The organism is Priestia filamentosa (assembly GCF_900177535.1).
Taxonomy (GTDB): domain Bacteria; phylum Bacillota; class Bacilli; order Bacillales; family Bacillaceae_H; genus Bacillus_I; species Bacillus_I filamentosa.
The window spans coordinates 85,574-99,868 of record NZ_FXAJ01000005.1 but is presented as its reverse complement, the minus strand read 5'-3'; the positions used below and the strand labels follow the sequence as shown (position 1 = coordinate 99,868).

Here is a 14,295-nt window from a genome sequence, read left to right as displayed (position 1 = left end):
CATTAACTATTCACATCCTTTCTTGTGAAATGAATGGTGCTAATCCATAAAAGAATAAGACCAACAATGATTCCAAGACAAACGTTAATAATCGGTTTATCCCATTGGTTGCTTAAAGAAGGCCAGCTCCAAATCGTCCATCTTGGTAGAGCACTTCCAAAGATAGACCCTACAATTCCGATAAAAAGCGGAAGAGCTTGGTTATTAAATACAACAGAAAGCCATAGCTGCAAGGCTACAATTGGAAGTGAGGCTAAGTAAGGATAAAAGCATGTTTTTAACAAGTTAACTAAAGGAATATCATTTCCATAATTCAGGCTTATCCCAAGTATGATAGATCCAATAGCAAGTAGAATACACGATACTGTTAATAAGATAAAGACAAGTGCAAACTTGCCAATGAAAATTTTAGTTTTGGAAAGGGGAAGTGCTAAAAGGTGCTTCCAAGATGTTGATTGATGTTCGAGTGATGAAATCAATGATGCGAGAAGAGTAGCTCCGAACATAAGAGCAAAAACAGAAAGTGAACTTATATTTTTCAGTAATCCATCCCACAAGTCATCTTTATATAAATCTGTTAAATAGTCGTAGCGGATTCCAAAGTTTACAGCTTGTAAGGCAATCACCCCAAAGGGACCAAGAAACACTAATCCCCATATCCATTTTCGCTTAATTTTAAGAAATTCGGCTTGTAAAAGTGCTTTGTACATTTATGCCTTCCTCCTTTATAAGATCAAGGAAAATATCTTCTAGCGATTTCTTATTTTCTTCCACCCGATAAATGCTAATGCCGTGACGAACAAGGAGACTAATAACTTGCGCAATGGCTTCATCCTCCGCTTCTACCATGATTTTTTCTTCTTCTCGATAAGCTTGAATGCCATATGAAACAATATGTTTAAAGGTTTCTTCGGGAGAACTTGTTGTAAAAGAGACAGAGGTAGAAGAGAATCGTCGCAGTTCTTCAATCCGGTCTTGGAAGATGAGTCGTCCTTTCGAAATGATTCCAACATATGTAGCCATTTGGTCAATCTCACTTAAAAGGTGACTTGAAACAATAATCGTAATACCGCGTTCTTTTGCAAGAGCTTTAATGAGCATACGAATCTCTAAAATCCCTTGGGGGTCAAGTCCATTTGTTGGCTCATCTAAAATAAGTAATTTAGGATCTCCAAGAAGCGCAATCGCAATCCCAAGTCGCTGTTTCATTCCTAATGAGTATTCTTTAACTTTCTTTTTGGCTGCTTTTTCAAGTCCTACAATCTCTAACACTTCTTCAATTTTAGATTTTGGTGCTTTACGGAGAACACGGTAAACTTCTAAATTCTCAATAGCATTTAAATGTCCGTAGTAGGAAGGATTTTCAACAAGCGCACCAATTTCTTTTAATGCTTCAATTCGATTTTTGCGCAAATCTTTGCCAAAAACTGAAATAGAACCATGAGAAGGTTTGATTAAACCTAGGAGCATTCGGATTGTTGTTGTTTTTCCAGCTCCATTAGGTCCTAAAAATCCATAAACTGCTCCACGTGGAATTTGTAAATTAATGCGATTTACAACAGCGTCACTTTTATATTTTTTTGTTAAATCATTTGCCGTTAAAATATTTTCCATTTTCATCACCTCATAAATCAGTGTAGACAGCAAAGGTTAATAACAGAGAAGGGGAAGGTTAAGTTTTGGTTAAATGTAGAAAAATAGTTTCCAACTTCCTTTTTTAGTTCTATCATAAGATTAGAGACTATTAGGTTAAGGGTGGTTTTATGAAAAACATCGTTTATATAGAAGATGATGAAATAATTGGGAGTTGGCTAAAGGAAGAGCTTGAAGACAACGGATACCACGTGTCATGGTATCTTTCAGACGAGGGCAGCGAAGCGGGAATGAAAAATGCCGACTTAGTCATTCTGGACGTGATGCTTCCAGGGCTTGATGGGTTTACGCTCGGTCAGCGTTTTAAAAACAACTACAATGATGTGCCAATCATTATGCTGACCGCAAGAACAGCTCTTGATGACAAAGTGCAAGGCCTAACATTTGCAGATGATTATTTAACAAAACCTTTTCATCCAAAAGAGCTAATGGCCCGTATGGAAGTTCTGCTTAGGCGCTATAATCGACAGGAAGAAGACCGTAGAACGGTTGGACACTTGGATGTGTATACAAAACAACAGCGTATTATTTGTCGGAGCAATGGCGAAGAGATTATCCTGACAGGAAAACAGCATCAGCTTTTTTTCTTTTTTACACGACATTTTAATCAAACATTAACAAAAGAACAAATATTTGAAAGCATATGGAAAGACCCATATATTGAAGGAGATAAAACGCTCACCGTTCACATTCGCCATCTCCGTGAGAAAATAGAGGAAGACCCAAGCAAGCCAAAAATAATTGAAACAATCCGCGGCATTGGGTATCGGATGAAAGCATGAGAAGGCTTAATTCGTTAACAGCACGGTATATTTTTATCATTCTAATGGCAATCGTTATGCTGCCAGTAGCCATGCTAGCTAGTGGAGTTCTTTATATTAGTCCATGGTATAAAAAGCAGAATGAGCCTTATTATCCAAGCTATGAAGTTGTTGATGAATGGCATAAGGAATCTAAAAAAATGACGCCTGATGACGTTCAAAGTGTAAAAAAAGCTTTTAGTAAAGTAGAAAAGAGCTATAAATATAAAGCAATGGTTTATGTTAATGGAAATGGAGAAACAGTGTTAAAGGAAGGAGCGCCTGTAAACCTCCCAACAGAGTGGAATGTAATGACAACCATGGATTTTATGAAAAGCAGTATTGATAGTGATCCTTTTACTGTTGTTTCCTATGTAGGTGGGAAGAAAGAAGCAGGGTTTGTTATTTTACAAATGCCACGTTCTTATATTACGGCTATAAATAGGGAGGAGAGCCCACTATATGATTTCCTTACTTTTCTTCTCGCTATTATCATTATTGTTTTATTTCTACTGATTTCCTGGTTTTTCTTCCGCAGCATCCGAAGACGACTTTTGCGCCTTCAAGATGCAATGGAAATGCCAAATGCTCGGAATGTTCCTCCTAAAATACAAATATCAAGAAAAGATGAAATTGGAGCCCTTGAGCAATCATTTAATAATATGCTTACGGCATTAGAAGAAAGTCAGCAAAATGAGCGTGAAGAGGAAAGTGCACGTCGTAAGCTTATTGCCGACCTTTCTCACGATTTGCGAACACCGCTCACCGCCCTAAAAGCGCAAATTTATTCTTTAAAGAAGGAAGTACTTTCTCAGAAAGGTGAAGAAACCATTGCTCTTGCTGATGAAAAAATTCATTATTTAGGAGAACTCATCGAAAACCTCCTTTCTTATTCATTACTCACCTCAAACAAATATCCATATAAGCCGGAGCAAACGGATATGGTGAGGCTTGTTCGTACAACAATTGCCTGCTGGTATGACCGCTTAGAAGAGGAAGGCTTTGAAGTGGATATAGAGATTCAAGGAGATGACATTAAAAGCAATATCGATGTGAACTGGTTCCAGCGGATGATAGATAATGTCATTCAAAATGTGATTCGTCATGCAAAAGACGGTCAGTTTATTGGATTTTATATGGAAGGAAAAGGTGAAGAGTATAAAATATCAGTTGTAGATCACGGGCCAGGATTTACGAATACAAGTGGAAACAAACATGGCCGAGGGATTGGAATGTCGATTATTGCTCTTATGGCTGAAGCGATGAATATTAAGTGGAAAGTAGACTCAAATGAAAATGGCACAACTTTCGAGTTTTATTATAAGAATTCTTTACAATAAACCTGATTTAAGAGCAAAAGCTCATCTTCTTAGAAGATGAGCTTTTGCTTGTTAAGCAAGTTCACGTTGTTTGGTTTCCGTTCCAAAAAAGGCAACAGCAATAACCCCAACAATAATAGACAGACAGAAGACGGTAAAAATCGTGGCAACAGAAGATCCGCTGCTCATTAGATAGCCAACAGCAAGTGGACCTAAAATCCCACCAACTCTACCGAATGAAGCGGCCATTCCTGCGCCTGTTCCACGAACTTCAGTCGGATATTGCTCAGGTGTATAAGCATAAAGAGCTCCCCATGCTCCGAGATTAAAAAATGAAAGAAACATACCTGATGTTAGTAAAAGCGGTAATGTTTCGGCAGTTCCGAATAAAAGAGCACTTCCGGCAGTTCCGAGTAGAAATGTTACAAGTACAAATTTGCGTCCAGCTCGTTCAATGAGCCATGCCGCTGTAAAGTAACCTGGAAGCTGGGCAAGGGTCATAATAAGCACATATTCAAAGCTTTTAATAAGGCTAAAACCTTTCAACACCATAACGCTTGGTAACCATAAAAACATACCATAATAAGAGAATACAACTGTAAACCAAAGCACCCAAAGGACAATCGTTTGTTTGCGAACCTCTTTCGACCATACCTTTGCAATGTTTTGAGAAAATGAAGGTTTCTTCTCAAGAGCTAAATAGCGTGGTGAATCTGGTAACCCGATGCGTAGATATAATGCATAAAAAGCAGGAAGAGCTGTAATTAAAAGTGCAATTTGCCAGCCATACTTTGGAATAACGAAGTAGGAGATAAGAGCAGCAACCAACCAGCCGAAAGCCCAGAAGCTTTCAAGCAACACAACTGTTTTCCCTCTTTTTTCTGGAGCAACGGTTTCAGAAACAAGTGTAGAAGCAACAGGAAGTTCCCCGCCAAGTCCCATACCGATAAAGAAGCGTAATAATAAAAATACAAACAATGTTGGAGCAAGTGCTGATAAGCCACTACCAATTGAAAAAAGTAAGAGCGTTATAATAAAGACAGGTTTTCGACCAATTCGATCAGCTAAAAGTCCAAAAATCAGGGCCCCGACAGCCATACCAATTGAATTCACGCTTCCAATCCAGCTCATTTCTTCAGGTGTTAGTTTCCATTCAATTTGTAAAGCAGCAATAATAAAGGAAAGGATTCCGACGTCTAGGGCATCGAACATCCACCCAAGCCCAGCAACTCCAAGCAGTTTTCGCTCAGATAGGGATTTTTGTGCCTTCATATTCTTTTCATCTCCTGTATAGATTAATGTAGATACATATGCTGATTAATAGTTTACATGTGTCTTTACACTTTGTCACTAAATAGTTCAAAAATAATAAAAAACAGAATTTACTAATTATTTAGAAAAATATATAATAGATATATCTCTGTGGAAGGAGGGAAATTTGGAGGAGGAATGAACAATAAGGGGGAGTTGTTGTGGAAGGGAAAAAAGTGAAGTTAGAGAGGGAAGAACAAGAATTAGATTACACGGAGCTTGTCCAATCTCCAACATTTCAAAGGCTCATGCGTGAAAAACGTCGTTTTATTTTACCTTTTTCATTATTCTTTTTAGCTTTTTATTTCACACTACCTGTTTTAACTGCCTATTTTACATTCTTAAATGAGACGGCTTTTTGGTCTTTAACATGGGCGTGGGTTTTTGCATTTGCGCAATTCGTTATGACTTGGGCACTCTGTATGATTTACACAAAGCGTGCTCAAAAGTTTGACGTACTTGTAGAAGACCTAAAAAAAGAAGCTGGCCGTTAAAGGGGGAAGTTTAGGATGAATGTACTTGCTTTTTCACTATTTCTAGCAATTGTAGCTCTTACACTTATTATTACGTATTATGCCTCAAAACGAACAAAAACAACCAGCGATTTTTATACAGCAGACGGAAGTTTAACGGGATGGCAAAATGGATTAGCTATTGCAGGGGACTATATGTCGGCAGCTTCATTCTTAGGAATCGCCGGAATGATAGCGCTTTCAGGTTTTGATGGCTTTTTCTATAGCATTGGCTTTCTTGTTGCTTACCTTGTTGTTCTATACATTGTAGCAGAACCTTTAAGAAACCTTGGGAAATATACAATGGCGGATATGATTGCTGCTCGCTTTAATGAAAAAAAGGTACGTGGAGTTGCTGCTTTAAATACAATTACAATCTCTATCTTTTATATGATTGCTCAGCTTGTAGGAGCTGGTGGTCTCATTAAACTTCTCCTTGGAATTGATTATGTATATTCTGTTCTTATTGTAGGGGTTCTAATGACTATTTATGTTGTATTTGGCGGAATGACTGCTACAAGCTGGGTTCAAATTACAAAAGCTGTTTTACTTATGATTGGAACGTTTGTCATTTCTATTATTGTGTTTTCAAAATTTGATTTTAGCATTGCTAAGATGTTCAGTGAGATGAAAAGTGCTACACCGCTCGGAGAAAGCTTTCTTCATCCAGGTAATAAGTTTACAAATCCTCTTGATATGATTTCTCTTAACTTAGCTTTAGTACTTGGTACAGCAGGACTTCCGCATATTCTGATTCGCTTCTTTACTGTAAAGGATGCCATTACAGCTCGAAAATCAGTTGTTTATGCAACTTGGATTATTGGTATTTTCTATATTTTGACGATTTTCTTAGGGTTTGGAGCTGCGGCATTTGTAGGATTTGATAATATTACAGCAGCAGATGCAGCTGGAAATATGGCTGCTCCACTTCTAGCTCAAGTATTAGGAGGAGACTTTTTATTTGCTTTCGTTTCTGCTGTAGCTTTTGCGACAATTTTAGCAGTTGTTGCAGGGCTTGTTCTTTCAGCAGCTTCCGCTTTTGCACATGATTTTTATAGTCATATTGTAAGAAAAGGAAAAGCAACAGAAGGTGAACAAATTGTTGCTGCACGCTGGGCGTCAATTGGAGTTGCTGTCCTTTCCATCATATTAGCCCTATTCGCTCAAAAGCTTAATGTGGCATTTCTTGTAGCGCTTGCTTTTGCGGTTGCAGCAAGTGCTAACTTACCTATTATTTTATTTACGATTTTTTGGAAACGTTTCAATACAACAGGTGCTGTCACAGGTATGCTTGTTGGATTAATTAGTTCTCTTGTCCTCGTTGTTGTAGGTCCTAACGTTTGGTCTCCTGAGGTTGGGGGAGCTATTCTTGTAGGAGATCCACTCTTTTCATTAGCAAACCCTGGGATTGTGTCTATTCCACTTGGATTCTTAGGTGCCTACCTTGGCACAATCTTCTCTAGTAAAAAAGCAGATCAGAAAAAATTTGAAGAAATTCTGATTAAAGCAAATACAGGAATGAAAAACTAAGAAAGGCTGCCTTGTTTGGCAGTCTTTTTTATATATTAAAATGATGCGCTTTCTTACGTAGGAGAATAGAAATTCCCGCTAAACGTTTTCTTTTAAGAACCAAATAGTGATAGAATATAGTGTGATTAAAACAGCCCAATTGACAAGAGGCGGGGGTGAAGGTCGATGTTCAAGCATCGCCTAAAGTTAAGCTCTAGTATTATCATCTTTGTTTGTGTTGTTGTTATTTTGTCTTTATTCTTAACAGATATTTTAATTAGCCGGACCATTACTAAAACGATTCGAACAGATCAAGAAGAAAAAGCAATGAACGTAGCTCGAACTGTTGCGCTTTCTCCTGTTATTCGAGAAGGGCTCTTACATAAAGAAGAAAGCAAGGAGATTCAGGAGTATACAAAAGATATTCAAAAAGCCACAAAAGTGGAATTTGTCGTTGTTATTGATATGAAAGGCATTCGTAAATCACATCCAAATCCAAAAAACATTGGCAAGAAGTTTTCAGGAGGAGATGAAAAAGAAGTTCTAGAAGGAAAAGAAACTATCTCTATTTCAGAAGGAACACTTGGCATGTCTTCCCGCTCTTTCACACCTGTAGTGGATGATAGTGGAAATCAAATTGGGGCTGTTGCTGTAGGAACTTCTCTGAATAAGATTGAACAAGCTTTGCAAAAAGCTCATGATAGCATTTTAGTCGGGTCTATTGTTGGTCTTATCATTGGAGTTCTTGGAGCCATTTTGCTTGCTCGTTATATTAAAAAGACTCTTTTTGGGCTTGAACCATATGCGATTGCTAAAATATTAGAAGAGCGAAATACAATGCTTCAGTCTGCTCATGAAGGTATTGTTGCCGTTGACCGAGATGGTAAGATTACGCTTGTTAACCGCTCTGCTCTGCGTCTTTTTCAAAGAGCAGGCTTATCAAATGAGCCAATTGGGAAGGCTGTAGACGAATATCTGCCCGTATCAAAACTAAGCACCATTTTGAAAGAAAGACAGGTTCAGTTAGATGAAGAGATTAATATTAATGGGGTTTCAATGCTTGTGAACAGAGTTCCGCTTATTTTGGAAGATAAAGTTGTTGGAGCTATCTCAACACTTCGTGATAAGACAGAAGTGAACCAGCTAGCAGAGCAGTTAACAGGAGTACGACTTTATGCAGAAGCATTGAGAGCACAATCACATGAGTTTAAAAATAAACTTCATGTAATTTTAGGAATGACCCAAATGGAATATTATGATGAGCTATCTGATTACATTAACCAGCTTGTAAATCACCAAAATCAAGAAGTTGGGCTTGTGATGAAACATATTAAGAGCCCGGCGCTTGCAGGTTTTATTATCGGAAAATTAAGCTATGCGAGAGAAGAAAGAACAAGCTTGCAAATTGATAGTGAAACACCTATCCCTGAACCTAAATTACCAGAAGTAACTCACGAGCTTATTACAATCATCGGAAACTTAATTGATAATGCAATTGATGCTGTAGCAAAAGGGGAAAGAAAAGAAGTTACGGTTAATTTACACTATAAAAAAAATCGTCTAACGATTGAAGTAAATGATACAGGGGCTGGCATTTCAGAAGAAGTCCAGAAAAATTTATTTGTTAAAGGCTTCTCCACAAAAGGGGATAATAGAGGAATAGGACTTTATTTGGTAGAGAGAAGTGTAAGAGAGCTTGGTGGCTATATTGACGTAGAGTCAACGCCTAGTGAAGGAACAACGTTTGTTGTAGAACTATTTTATGAATCTAGAGGTGAAGAAGCGTGATTAGAGTCTTAATTGTTGAAGACGATCCAATGGTAGCTGAATTTAATAAACGCTACCTTGAAGAAATAGAAGGATTTGAACTTGCTGGGGTAGCTTATTCTGTCGATGAGGCACTGGGGAAGTTGCAAGACACGGTTGTTGATTTGATACTTTTAGATGTTTTTATGCCTGAACGTACAGGACTAGAGCTGTTAGATGAAATTCGTAAACAGCACAAGAAAATTGATGTTATCTTAATTACGGCAGCTTCTGAAGTGGACAAAGTCCAAACAGCATTGCGTTATGGAGCTGTAGATTATTTAATTAAACCATTTGAATTTGATCGTTTTAATCGTGCACTTGTATCATATCGGGAGAAACGAGCATTTTTTGACATGCAAACAAATGTTAAGCAAGAAGATTTGGATCAAAATATTCTAAATAGAACACAAAAAACAGTTTCGGAATCATTGCCAAAAGGATTAACTAAAAGCACTCTTAAAATTTTACTGGCAGCAATCGAGAATATGGACAAAGATCCATTCTCAACAGACGATGTTGCCGAAGATGTAGGGATTTCAAGGGTTTCTGTTCGAAAATATTTACGTTTTTTAACAGACATTCATGTATTAGAGGAAAAGATGACATATGGTACAGTAGGAAGACCTGTTTATCTTTATCACTTTAATGAAAAGAATCGTTCACTTGTTAAGAACTATTTGTAAGAGTAGGCGAATGACGTTTAAACAAACGTTTGATTAGCCTAAAAAGAGGGTTCTCCGCTCAGGGGAATCCTCTTTTTTTGGTGGACTGACATAAAAATAAGACTAGAGTCTTAGCGCAAAATGCACCGCTAAGACGTTATGAGAACAATAAAAATTACCTATAGTAAAAGTAACGAAACGAAAGGAGGGGACAAAACATTGAATGTAAAAGCATTGCTTGGAATTGTCTTCGTACTTATTGGAGGAAGCATTTTGCTAGGAAACGGCTTTTTAGGAGGGATTCTATCATTCCTTGTAGCATGCGTCCTTTTATACTATGGATGGCTAACGGTAAATAAAGGAGATTCAAAAGGAAAAAAAGTATTAGGCATCATTGCTATTTTCTTTGGAATCATCTTAATTGCAAACGCAGTACCGTTTCTAGCGGGAGTTGCTTTCGCTGCTTTCTTTATCTATGTTGGATGGAAGATGCTAACAAGCCAAAAAGAAACTTCATCAGAAGAATATCATTACAGTAGCCCAGTTGTTTCAGACCCTGTAACAAAAAGTTCATTTGATACAGAATGGGAAGATTTCTTGAAAAAAGATAAATAATTTAAAACCCCTGAGGAGGAAATAAAAATGGTATTAAGAAGAATTAGAAATATGGTTGTTGCAACAGTAAACGATAACTTAGACAAGATGGAAAATCCGCTAGTGATGATTAATCAATATTTACGCGATATGGAAGAAGAGCTTTCAAAAGCAAGGCATGCTGTCGCTCAGCAAGAAGCTATTAAAGCAGATTTTGAACGTCGTTTAACATACTCTCAAAAAATGAAAAAGAAACGCTATGATCAAGCTCAGATTGCTGTTAATTCTGGTGAGGAAGATTTAGCTCGAAAAGCACTCATGGAGATGAAACAATATGAAGAAAAAGTGTTACAATACGAAGAGATATATGAGCAATCTGTAGCACAGCTTGTTGAATTAAAAGAACAATTAGGAAAACTAGAAGAAAGAATTCAAGCTTTAAGAGATAAGAGACATACGCTTGTTGCACGTGCAAATGTTGTAAAAGCAAAAGAACATATGAATGCATCTATTAATCGAATTGATTCGAATAGTTCATACAGAGAATTTCAGCGTCTTGAAGCGCGTATTATGGACATGGAAACAAAAGCAAATGTATATACTTCTTACAACTTTGGTGGAGAACAAACATCATTTACAAAGCTTGAGCATGAGGAAGATGTAGAAAACGAGCTTCAAAAATTGAAAGAAGTACAAAAGGCTTAACTATGAAAAGTAAACAAACCATCGGTGTTCTTTCCGCACCGATGGGAATTTTACTTTAGGCTAAGGAGAAACGAATATGAAAAAATTAATAGGGCTTTTATTTGTTATTATAGGAATAACCGTGCTGTCTAGTTTTCTTATTAATCAAAGTTCTTTTGCATTTGGAGACAAGAGAACGAAAAGTGAGACGTTTGCAAAAGATGAGATTCATAATATTAAGTTAAACATTAAAAGTGCTGATGTTAACTTTATTGCAAAAGACCGTCGAGATATTAAAGTAATCGTAGAAGATAAGCGGGCATTTAAAAAGAGTATAAGCATGAATCAAGTTGGCGATGTGTTAAATATTAAACAAAAAGGTGCTACGTTTAATATGTTTCAATCTACAAAGGTTACAATAGAGGTACCAAGTAGCTATGAAAGAGATGTAAATATTGCATCAAGCTCTGGTAATGTTTCCATTAAGAATAATGGAGAGAAACCATTGGAATTAGATCGGCTTATCGTTCAAGCTACCTCAGGAGATACGCAGATTTTTGATGTAGGTGCTAAACAGCTTCATATTGAAAAGTCTTCTGGAAATGTGAAGGGTGAAAATCTTAGCACAGAGACAACACTTGCGCATTTAACATCAGGAAATTTGACGCTTAACGGATTTGAGGGAGAAATTGATGCAAAAGCAACATCAGGCGATATATCCATTGTAATGGATAAGGTTAAAGGTAATGGAAGTGTGAAAGCAACGTCAGGCGATATTGACGTCAAACTTCCACATAAGAGCAATACGCACCTCAAAGCCCATGTTTCTTCAGGCGATATTAACGTAGATCAAAGATTTAAAGTAAAAACAAAAATGGAAGAGGACTTAGAGGCTAAAGAAGGAAATGGAAAATATGCTTTTAACATCAAGGCTACAAGCGGTGATATTGATATTCAATAATGAGAAAAGGAGGGGAGGATGTGCGCCTGCCTAAAAACAAACTACTCGGACTTCTAGTTGTTTTTACCGGAATTAGTATTTTACTCAACATTGTTCATTTAGCTGGTATATTAGCAGGTCCTCTCTTTTTATTTATGGTTGGCGCCTTCTTTTTACGATACGGCAATCGAATGATTGGCATAGGATTTTTAGGTCTTTCAGCAGTTGTTGCTTTTCAAAATATTTTCAATGTAAATCTAGCAGGCTTAGCAGTTGCAGCAGCTTTTATATATGTTGGCTATCGTCTTCTTACAGGGAAGAAGATGTGGAAAACACGAGAAAAGCAAGAGAACCGTAAAAAGAAAGGGTTCTTTTCTAAGAAGGGTAAGGAACCTATTTCATTTCAAAAAGAGGAACAAGTATACAAAGAAGATATACATGTGCGAGGGATACCATACCAAAATTCACTTCTTGGTGATTTTCGTTTGATTAATCATCAGTTTGATTTAAAAGATTTAAATCTTTCTCACCTTATTGGAGATGTGAAAATTGATTTATCTAAAGCAATCGTTCCAGTGGGTGAAAATGCCATTGTTATTAGCGGACTTATTGGAGATGTTGATATTTATGTACCATATGACTTGGAAGTTTCGGTAACAACAACAAATCTATTTGGGAAAACAAAAGTTTTTCACTATGAACAAAGCGGATTCAATCGACAAGCCTCTATTGTTACAAACGGATATGAAGGGGCTGATGCGAAAGTGAAGATTGCTATTACAACACTTATTGGGGATATTGATGTGAGGCATTTATGAAAAGGAAACGATTAAATATTCAGTGGCGCTTTATTAATATTTTCGTAGTCATGAACATTATTACTCTTCTTTTTGTTTTAACAATTGTAATGTCTTATTTCAAACTTAATCCCCTCGATTTTTTGAGCTTGAATTGGTTTAATATCCCCTTTATTTTCTTTCTTCTCTTTGCTGTGATAGGAATTGGTGTTGTAGCAGGCTACTCATATGGAAATCCTCTTAAAGAACGGCTGGAAGTCTTATTCGAATCTATTTTACGGTATGAAAAAGGAAACTTTTCTTATAGATTATCTAACCTTGGGGAAGACGAGGTTGGTTTAATCGGAGAACAGCTTAATCAGATGGCTAGTCAAATTGAAAAGCAAGTAGCTTCTCTTCAAAAACTTTCAGCAGAGAAAGTAGAGTGGCGTGATCAGCTAAGACGTTCAGCTGTTGTTGAAGAGCGTCAGCGTTTGGCACGAGAGCTTCATGACGCAGTAAGTCAGCAACTTTTTGCTATCTCAATGATGTCTTCTGCTGTAAAGGAAATGACGCAGCAGGACAGCAAGCATTTAAAACAACTTACGTTAATCGAGAAAATGGCAGGAGATGCTCAGAATGAAATGAGAGCCCTTTTATTACATTTGCGTCCAGCAACGCTTGAAAATAAATCGCTCAATGAAGGACTCCAGGAACTTTTGCAAGAATTAAATAGCAAACAAACAATGGACATTCATTGGGATTTTGAAGATATTCTCCTTTCAAAAGGCATTGAAGATCACTTGTTTCGTATTGTCCAAGAAGCACTTTCAAACGTCTTTAGACATTCAAAGGCAAGCGCTGTCGTTGTGAAGCTTCATAAAGTACATAATGGAGTATATTTAAAGATTATTGATAATGGTGTAGGATTTGATCAGGGAGATACAAAAGCTTCTTCATACGGTTTGCAGTCTATTACAGAGCGAGCAAGTGAGGTTGGAGGAGTAGCCGAGATTATATCGCTTCCTGATAAAGGAACACAAATAACAGTAAAAATACCGATTGTAGATGAGAGTAAGGAGAGAGAATAATGATTCGGGTACTGCTAGTAGACGACCATGAAATGGTTAGACTTGGAATGGCTGCTTATTTAGAAGCACAGCCTGACATTGAAGTTGTTGGAGAAGCATCAAACGGGAAGGAAGGAATCCAGCTTGCTTTAGAGCATAAACCAGACGTTATCTTAATGGATCTTGTGATGGAAGGAATGGATGGTGTTGAAGCAACAAAAAGAATTTGTTCATCTATGTCAGATGCTAGAATTATCGTTCTAACAAGCTTTATTGATGATGATAAAGTGTATCCCGTTATTGAAGCTGGGGCATTAAGCTATTTGCTTAAAACCTCGAAAGCCCATGAAATTGCTTCTGCAATTAGAGCTGCTGCTAAAGGTGAGTCTGTCCTTGAAGCAAAGGTAACCGGAAAAGTGCTATCAAGAATGCGAACGCCTTCACAGTCTTTTCCACATGACTTTTTAACAGCACGCGAGCTTGAAATTCTTCGTCTTATTGCAGAAGGAAAAACAAATGGAGAGATTGCAGAAGCTCTTTTTATTGCTGTGAAGACAGTTAAAACTCATACAACAAATATATTTTCAAAACTAGAAGTAGAAGATCGGACACAAGCAGCCATTTATGCTCACCGAAACAAACTTGTGGACTAGTTG

At 37.2% G+C, this 14,295-nt stretch carries 15 protein-coding genes; 12 read left to right on the top strand and 3 right to left on the bottom strand.

Features of this window, described 5'->3' with window-relative positions; translation table 11 throughout:
• Positions 1–2 precede the first annotated feature (2 nt).
• Positions 3–710, bottom strand: coding sequence for an ABC transporter permease (locus tag B9N79_RS18260; RefSeq protein ID WP_040060200.1), 708 nt, complete (start codon positions 708–710; stop codon positions 3–5).
• Positions 676–1,614, bottom strand: coding sequence for an ABC transporter ATP-binding protein (locus B9N79_RS18255; RefSeq protein ID WP_085118772.1), 939 nt, complete (start codon positions 1,612–1,614; stop codon positions 676–678). Before B9N79_RS18255 ends, B9N79_RS18260 begins: the two co-directional genes overlap by 35 nt.
• A gap of 149 nt (positions 1,615–1,763) precedes the next feature.
• On the opposite strand from B9N79_RS18255, the gene B9N79_RS18250 reads away from it, so the two are divergent.
• Positions 1,764–2,435 carry a response regulator transcription factor gene (locus B9N79_RS18250; protein WP_040060197.1) on the top strand — a complete coding sequence of 224 codons (672 nt, stop codon included), beginning with the start codon at positions 1,764–1,766 and terminating at the stop codon, positions 2,433–2,435.
• Complete coding sequence (locus tag B9N79_RS18245; protein ID WP_040060196.1) at positions 2,432–3,793, top strand: HAMP domain-containing sensor histidine kinase; 1,362 nt, start codon at positions 2,432–2,434, stop codon at positions 3,791–3,793. Before B9N79_RS18250 ends, B9N79_RS18245 begins: the two co-directional genes overlap by 4 nt.
• A 51-nt stretch (positions 3,794–3,844) precedes the next feature.
• Here B9N79_RS18245 and B9N79_RS18240 read toward each other — a convergent pair whose 3' ends face one another.
• Entirely contained in the window at positions 3,845–5,044 is a 1,200-nt protein-coding gene (locus tag B9N79_RS18240) for an MFS transporter (RefSeq protein ID WP_046218012.1), read from the bottom strand.
• Between the two features lie 200 nt (positions 5,045–5,244).
• Here B9N79_RS18240 and B9N79_RS18235 point away from each other — a divergent pair, with 200 nt between their 5' ends.
• The 10 genes from B9N79_RS18235 (at position 5,245) to B9N79_RS18190 (ending at position 14,292) form a co-directional block, all read left to right on the top strand.
• Complete coding sequence (locus B9N79_RS18235; RefSeq protein WP_019394980.1) at positions 5,245–5,577, top strand: DUF485 domain-containing protein; 333 nt, start codon at positions 5,245–5,247, stop codon at positions 5,575–5,577.
• 15 nt (positions 5,578–5,592) lie between these two features.
• Entirely contained in the window at positions 5,593–7,125 is a 1,533-nt protein-coding gene (locus B9N79_RS18230) for a solute symporter family protein (RefSeq protein ID WP_040060195.1), read from the top strand.
• 165 nt (positions 7,126–7,290) lie between these two features.
• Positions 7,291–8,892 carry a DcuS/MalK family sensor histidine kinase gene (gene dcuS, locus B9N79_RS18225; protein WP_040060193.1) on the top strand — a complete coding sequence of 534 codons (1,602 nt, stop codon included), beginning with the start codon at positions 7,291–7,293 and terminating at the stop codon, positions 8,890–8,892.
• Positions 8,889–9,596 carry a response regulator gene (locus tag B9N79_RS18220; RefSeq protein ID WP_019394983.1) on the top strand — a complete coding sequence of 236 codons (708 nt, stop codon included), beginning with the start codon at positions 8,889–8,891 and terminating at the stop codon, positions 9,594–9,596. The genes dcuS and B9N79_RS18220 overlap by 4 nt, the downstream gene beginning before the upstream one ends.
• A gap of 198 nt (positions 9,597–9,794) precedes the next feature.
• Positions 9,795–10,190, top strand: a complete 396-nt coding sequence (locus tag B9N79_RS18215; RefSeq protein WP_019394984.1) for a LiaF transmembrane domain-containing protein — start codon at positions 9,795–9,797, stop codon at positions 10,188–10,190.
• A 27-nt stretch (positions 10,191–10,217) separates the two neighbouring features.
• Complete coding sequence (locus tag B9N79_RS18210) at positions 10,218–10,874, top strand: PspA/IM30 family protein (protein WP_019394985.1); 657 nt, start codon at positions 10,218–10,220, stop codon at positions 10,872–10,874.
• A 76-nt stretch (positions 10,875–10,950) separates the two neighbouring features.
• Entirely contained in the window at positions 10,951–11,814 is an 864-nt protein-coding gene (gene liaG, locus B9N79_RS18205) for a LiaG family protein (protein WP_040060191.1), read from the top strand.
• Between the two features lie 20 nt (positions 11,815–11,834).
• Positions 11,835–12,611 (top strand): cell wall-active antibiotics response protein LiaF, encoded by a 777-nt coding sequence (liaF, locus tag B9N79_RS18200; RefSeq protein WP_019394987.1) that lies wholly within the window; start codon positions 11,835–11,837, stop codon positions 12,609–12,611.
• Positions 12,608–13,660, top strand: coding sequence for a sensor histidine kinase (locus B9N79_RS18195; protein ID WP_019394988.1), 1,053 nt, complete (start codon positions 12,608–12,610; stop codon positions 13,658–13,660). Before liaF ends, B9N79_RS18195 begins: the two co-directional genes overlap by 4 nt.
• Positions 13,660–14,292, top strand: a complete 633-nt coding sequence (locus B9N79_RS18190) for a response regulator (RefSeq protein WP_019394989.1) — start codon at positions 13,660–13,662, stop codon at positions 14,290–14,292. The genes B9N79_RS18195 and B9N79_RS18190 overlap by 1 nt, the downstream gene beginning before the upstream one ends.
• Positions 14,293–14,295 lie beyond the last annotated feature (3 nt).

Excerpts from the sequence above, each read along its gene's own strand:
- B9N79_RS18195 (WP_019394988.1), top strand. The coding sequence starts at position 12,608 with ATGAAAAGGAAACGATTAAATATTCAGTGGCGCTTTATTAATATTTTC.
- B9N79_RS18260 (WP_040060200.1), bottom strand. The coding sequence starts at position 710 with ATGTACAAAGCACTTTTACAAGCCGAATTTCTTAAAATTAAGCGAAAA.
- B9N79_RS18210 (WP_019394985.1), top strand. The coding sequence starts at position 10,218 with ATGGTATTAAGAAGAATTAGAAATATGGTTGTTGCAACAGTAAACGAT.
- dcuS (WP_040060193.1), top strand. The coding sequence starts at position 7,291 with ATGTTCAAGCATCGCCTAAAGTTAAGCTCTAGTATTATCATCTTTGTT.
- B9N79_RS18255 (WP_085118772.1), bottom strand. The coding sequence starts at position 1,614 with ATGGAAAATATTTTAACGGCAAATGATTTAACAAAAAAATATAAAAGT.
- liaG (WP_040060191.1), top strand. The coding sequence starts at position 10,951 with ATGAAAAAATTAATAGGGCTTTTATTTGTTATTATAGGAATAACCGTG.
- B9N79_RS18250 (WP_040060197.1), top strand. The coding sequence starts at position 1,764 with ATGAAAAACATCGTTTATATAGAAGATGATGAAATAATTGGGAGTTGG.
- B9N79_RS18230 (WP_040060195.1), top strand. The coding sequence starts at position 5,593 with ATGAATGTACTTGCTTTTTCACTATTTCTAGCAATTGTAGCTCTTACA.
- B9N79_RS18240 (WP_046218012.1), bottom strand. The coding sequence starts at position 5,044 with ATGAAGGCACAAAAATCCCTATCTGAGCGAAAACTGCTTGGAGTTGCT.
- B9N79_RS18190 (WP_019394989.1), top strand. The coding sequence starts at position 13,660 with ATGATTCGGGTACTGCTAGTAGACGACCATGAAATGGTTAGACTTGGA.
- B9N79_RS18245 (WP_040060196.1), top strand. The coding sequence starts at position 2,432 with ATGAGAAGGCTTAATTCGTTAACAGCACGGTATATTTTTATCATTCTA.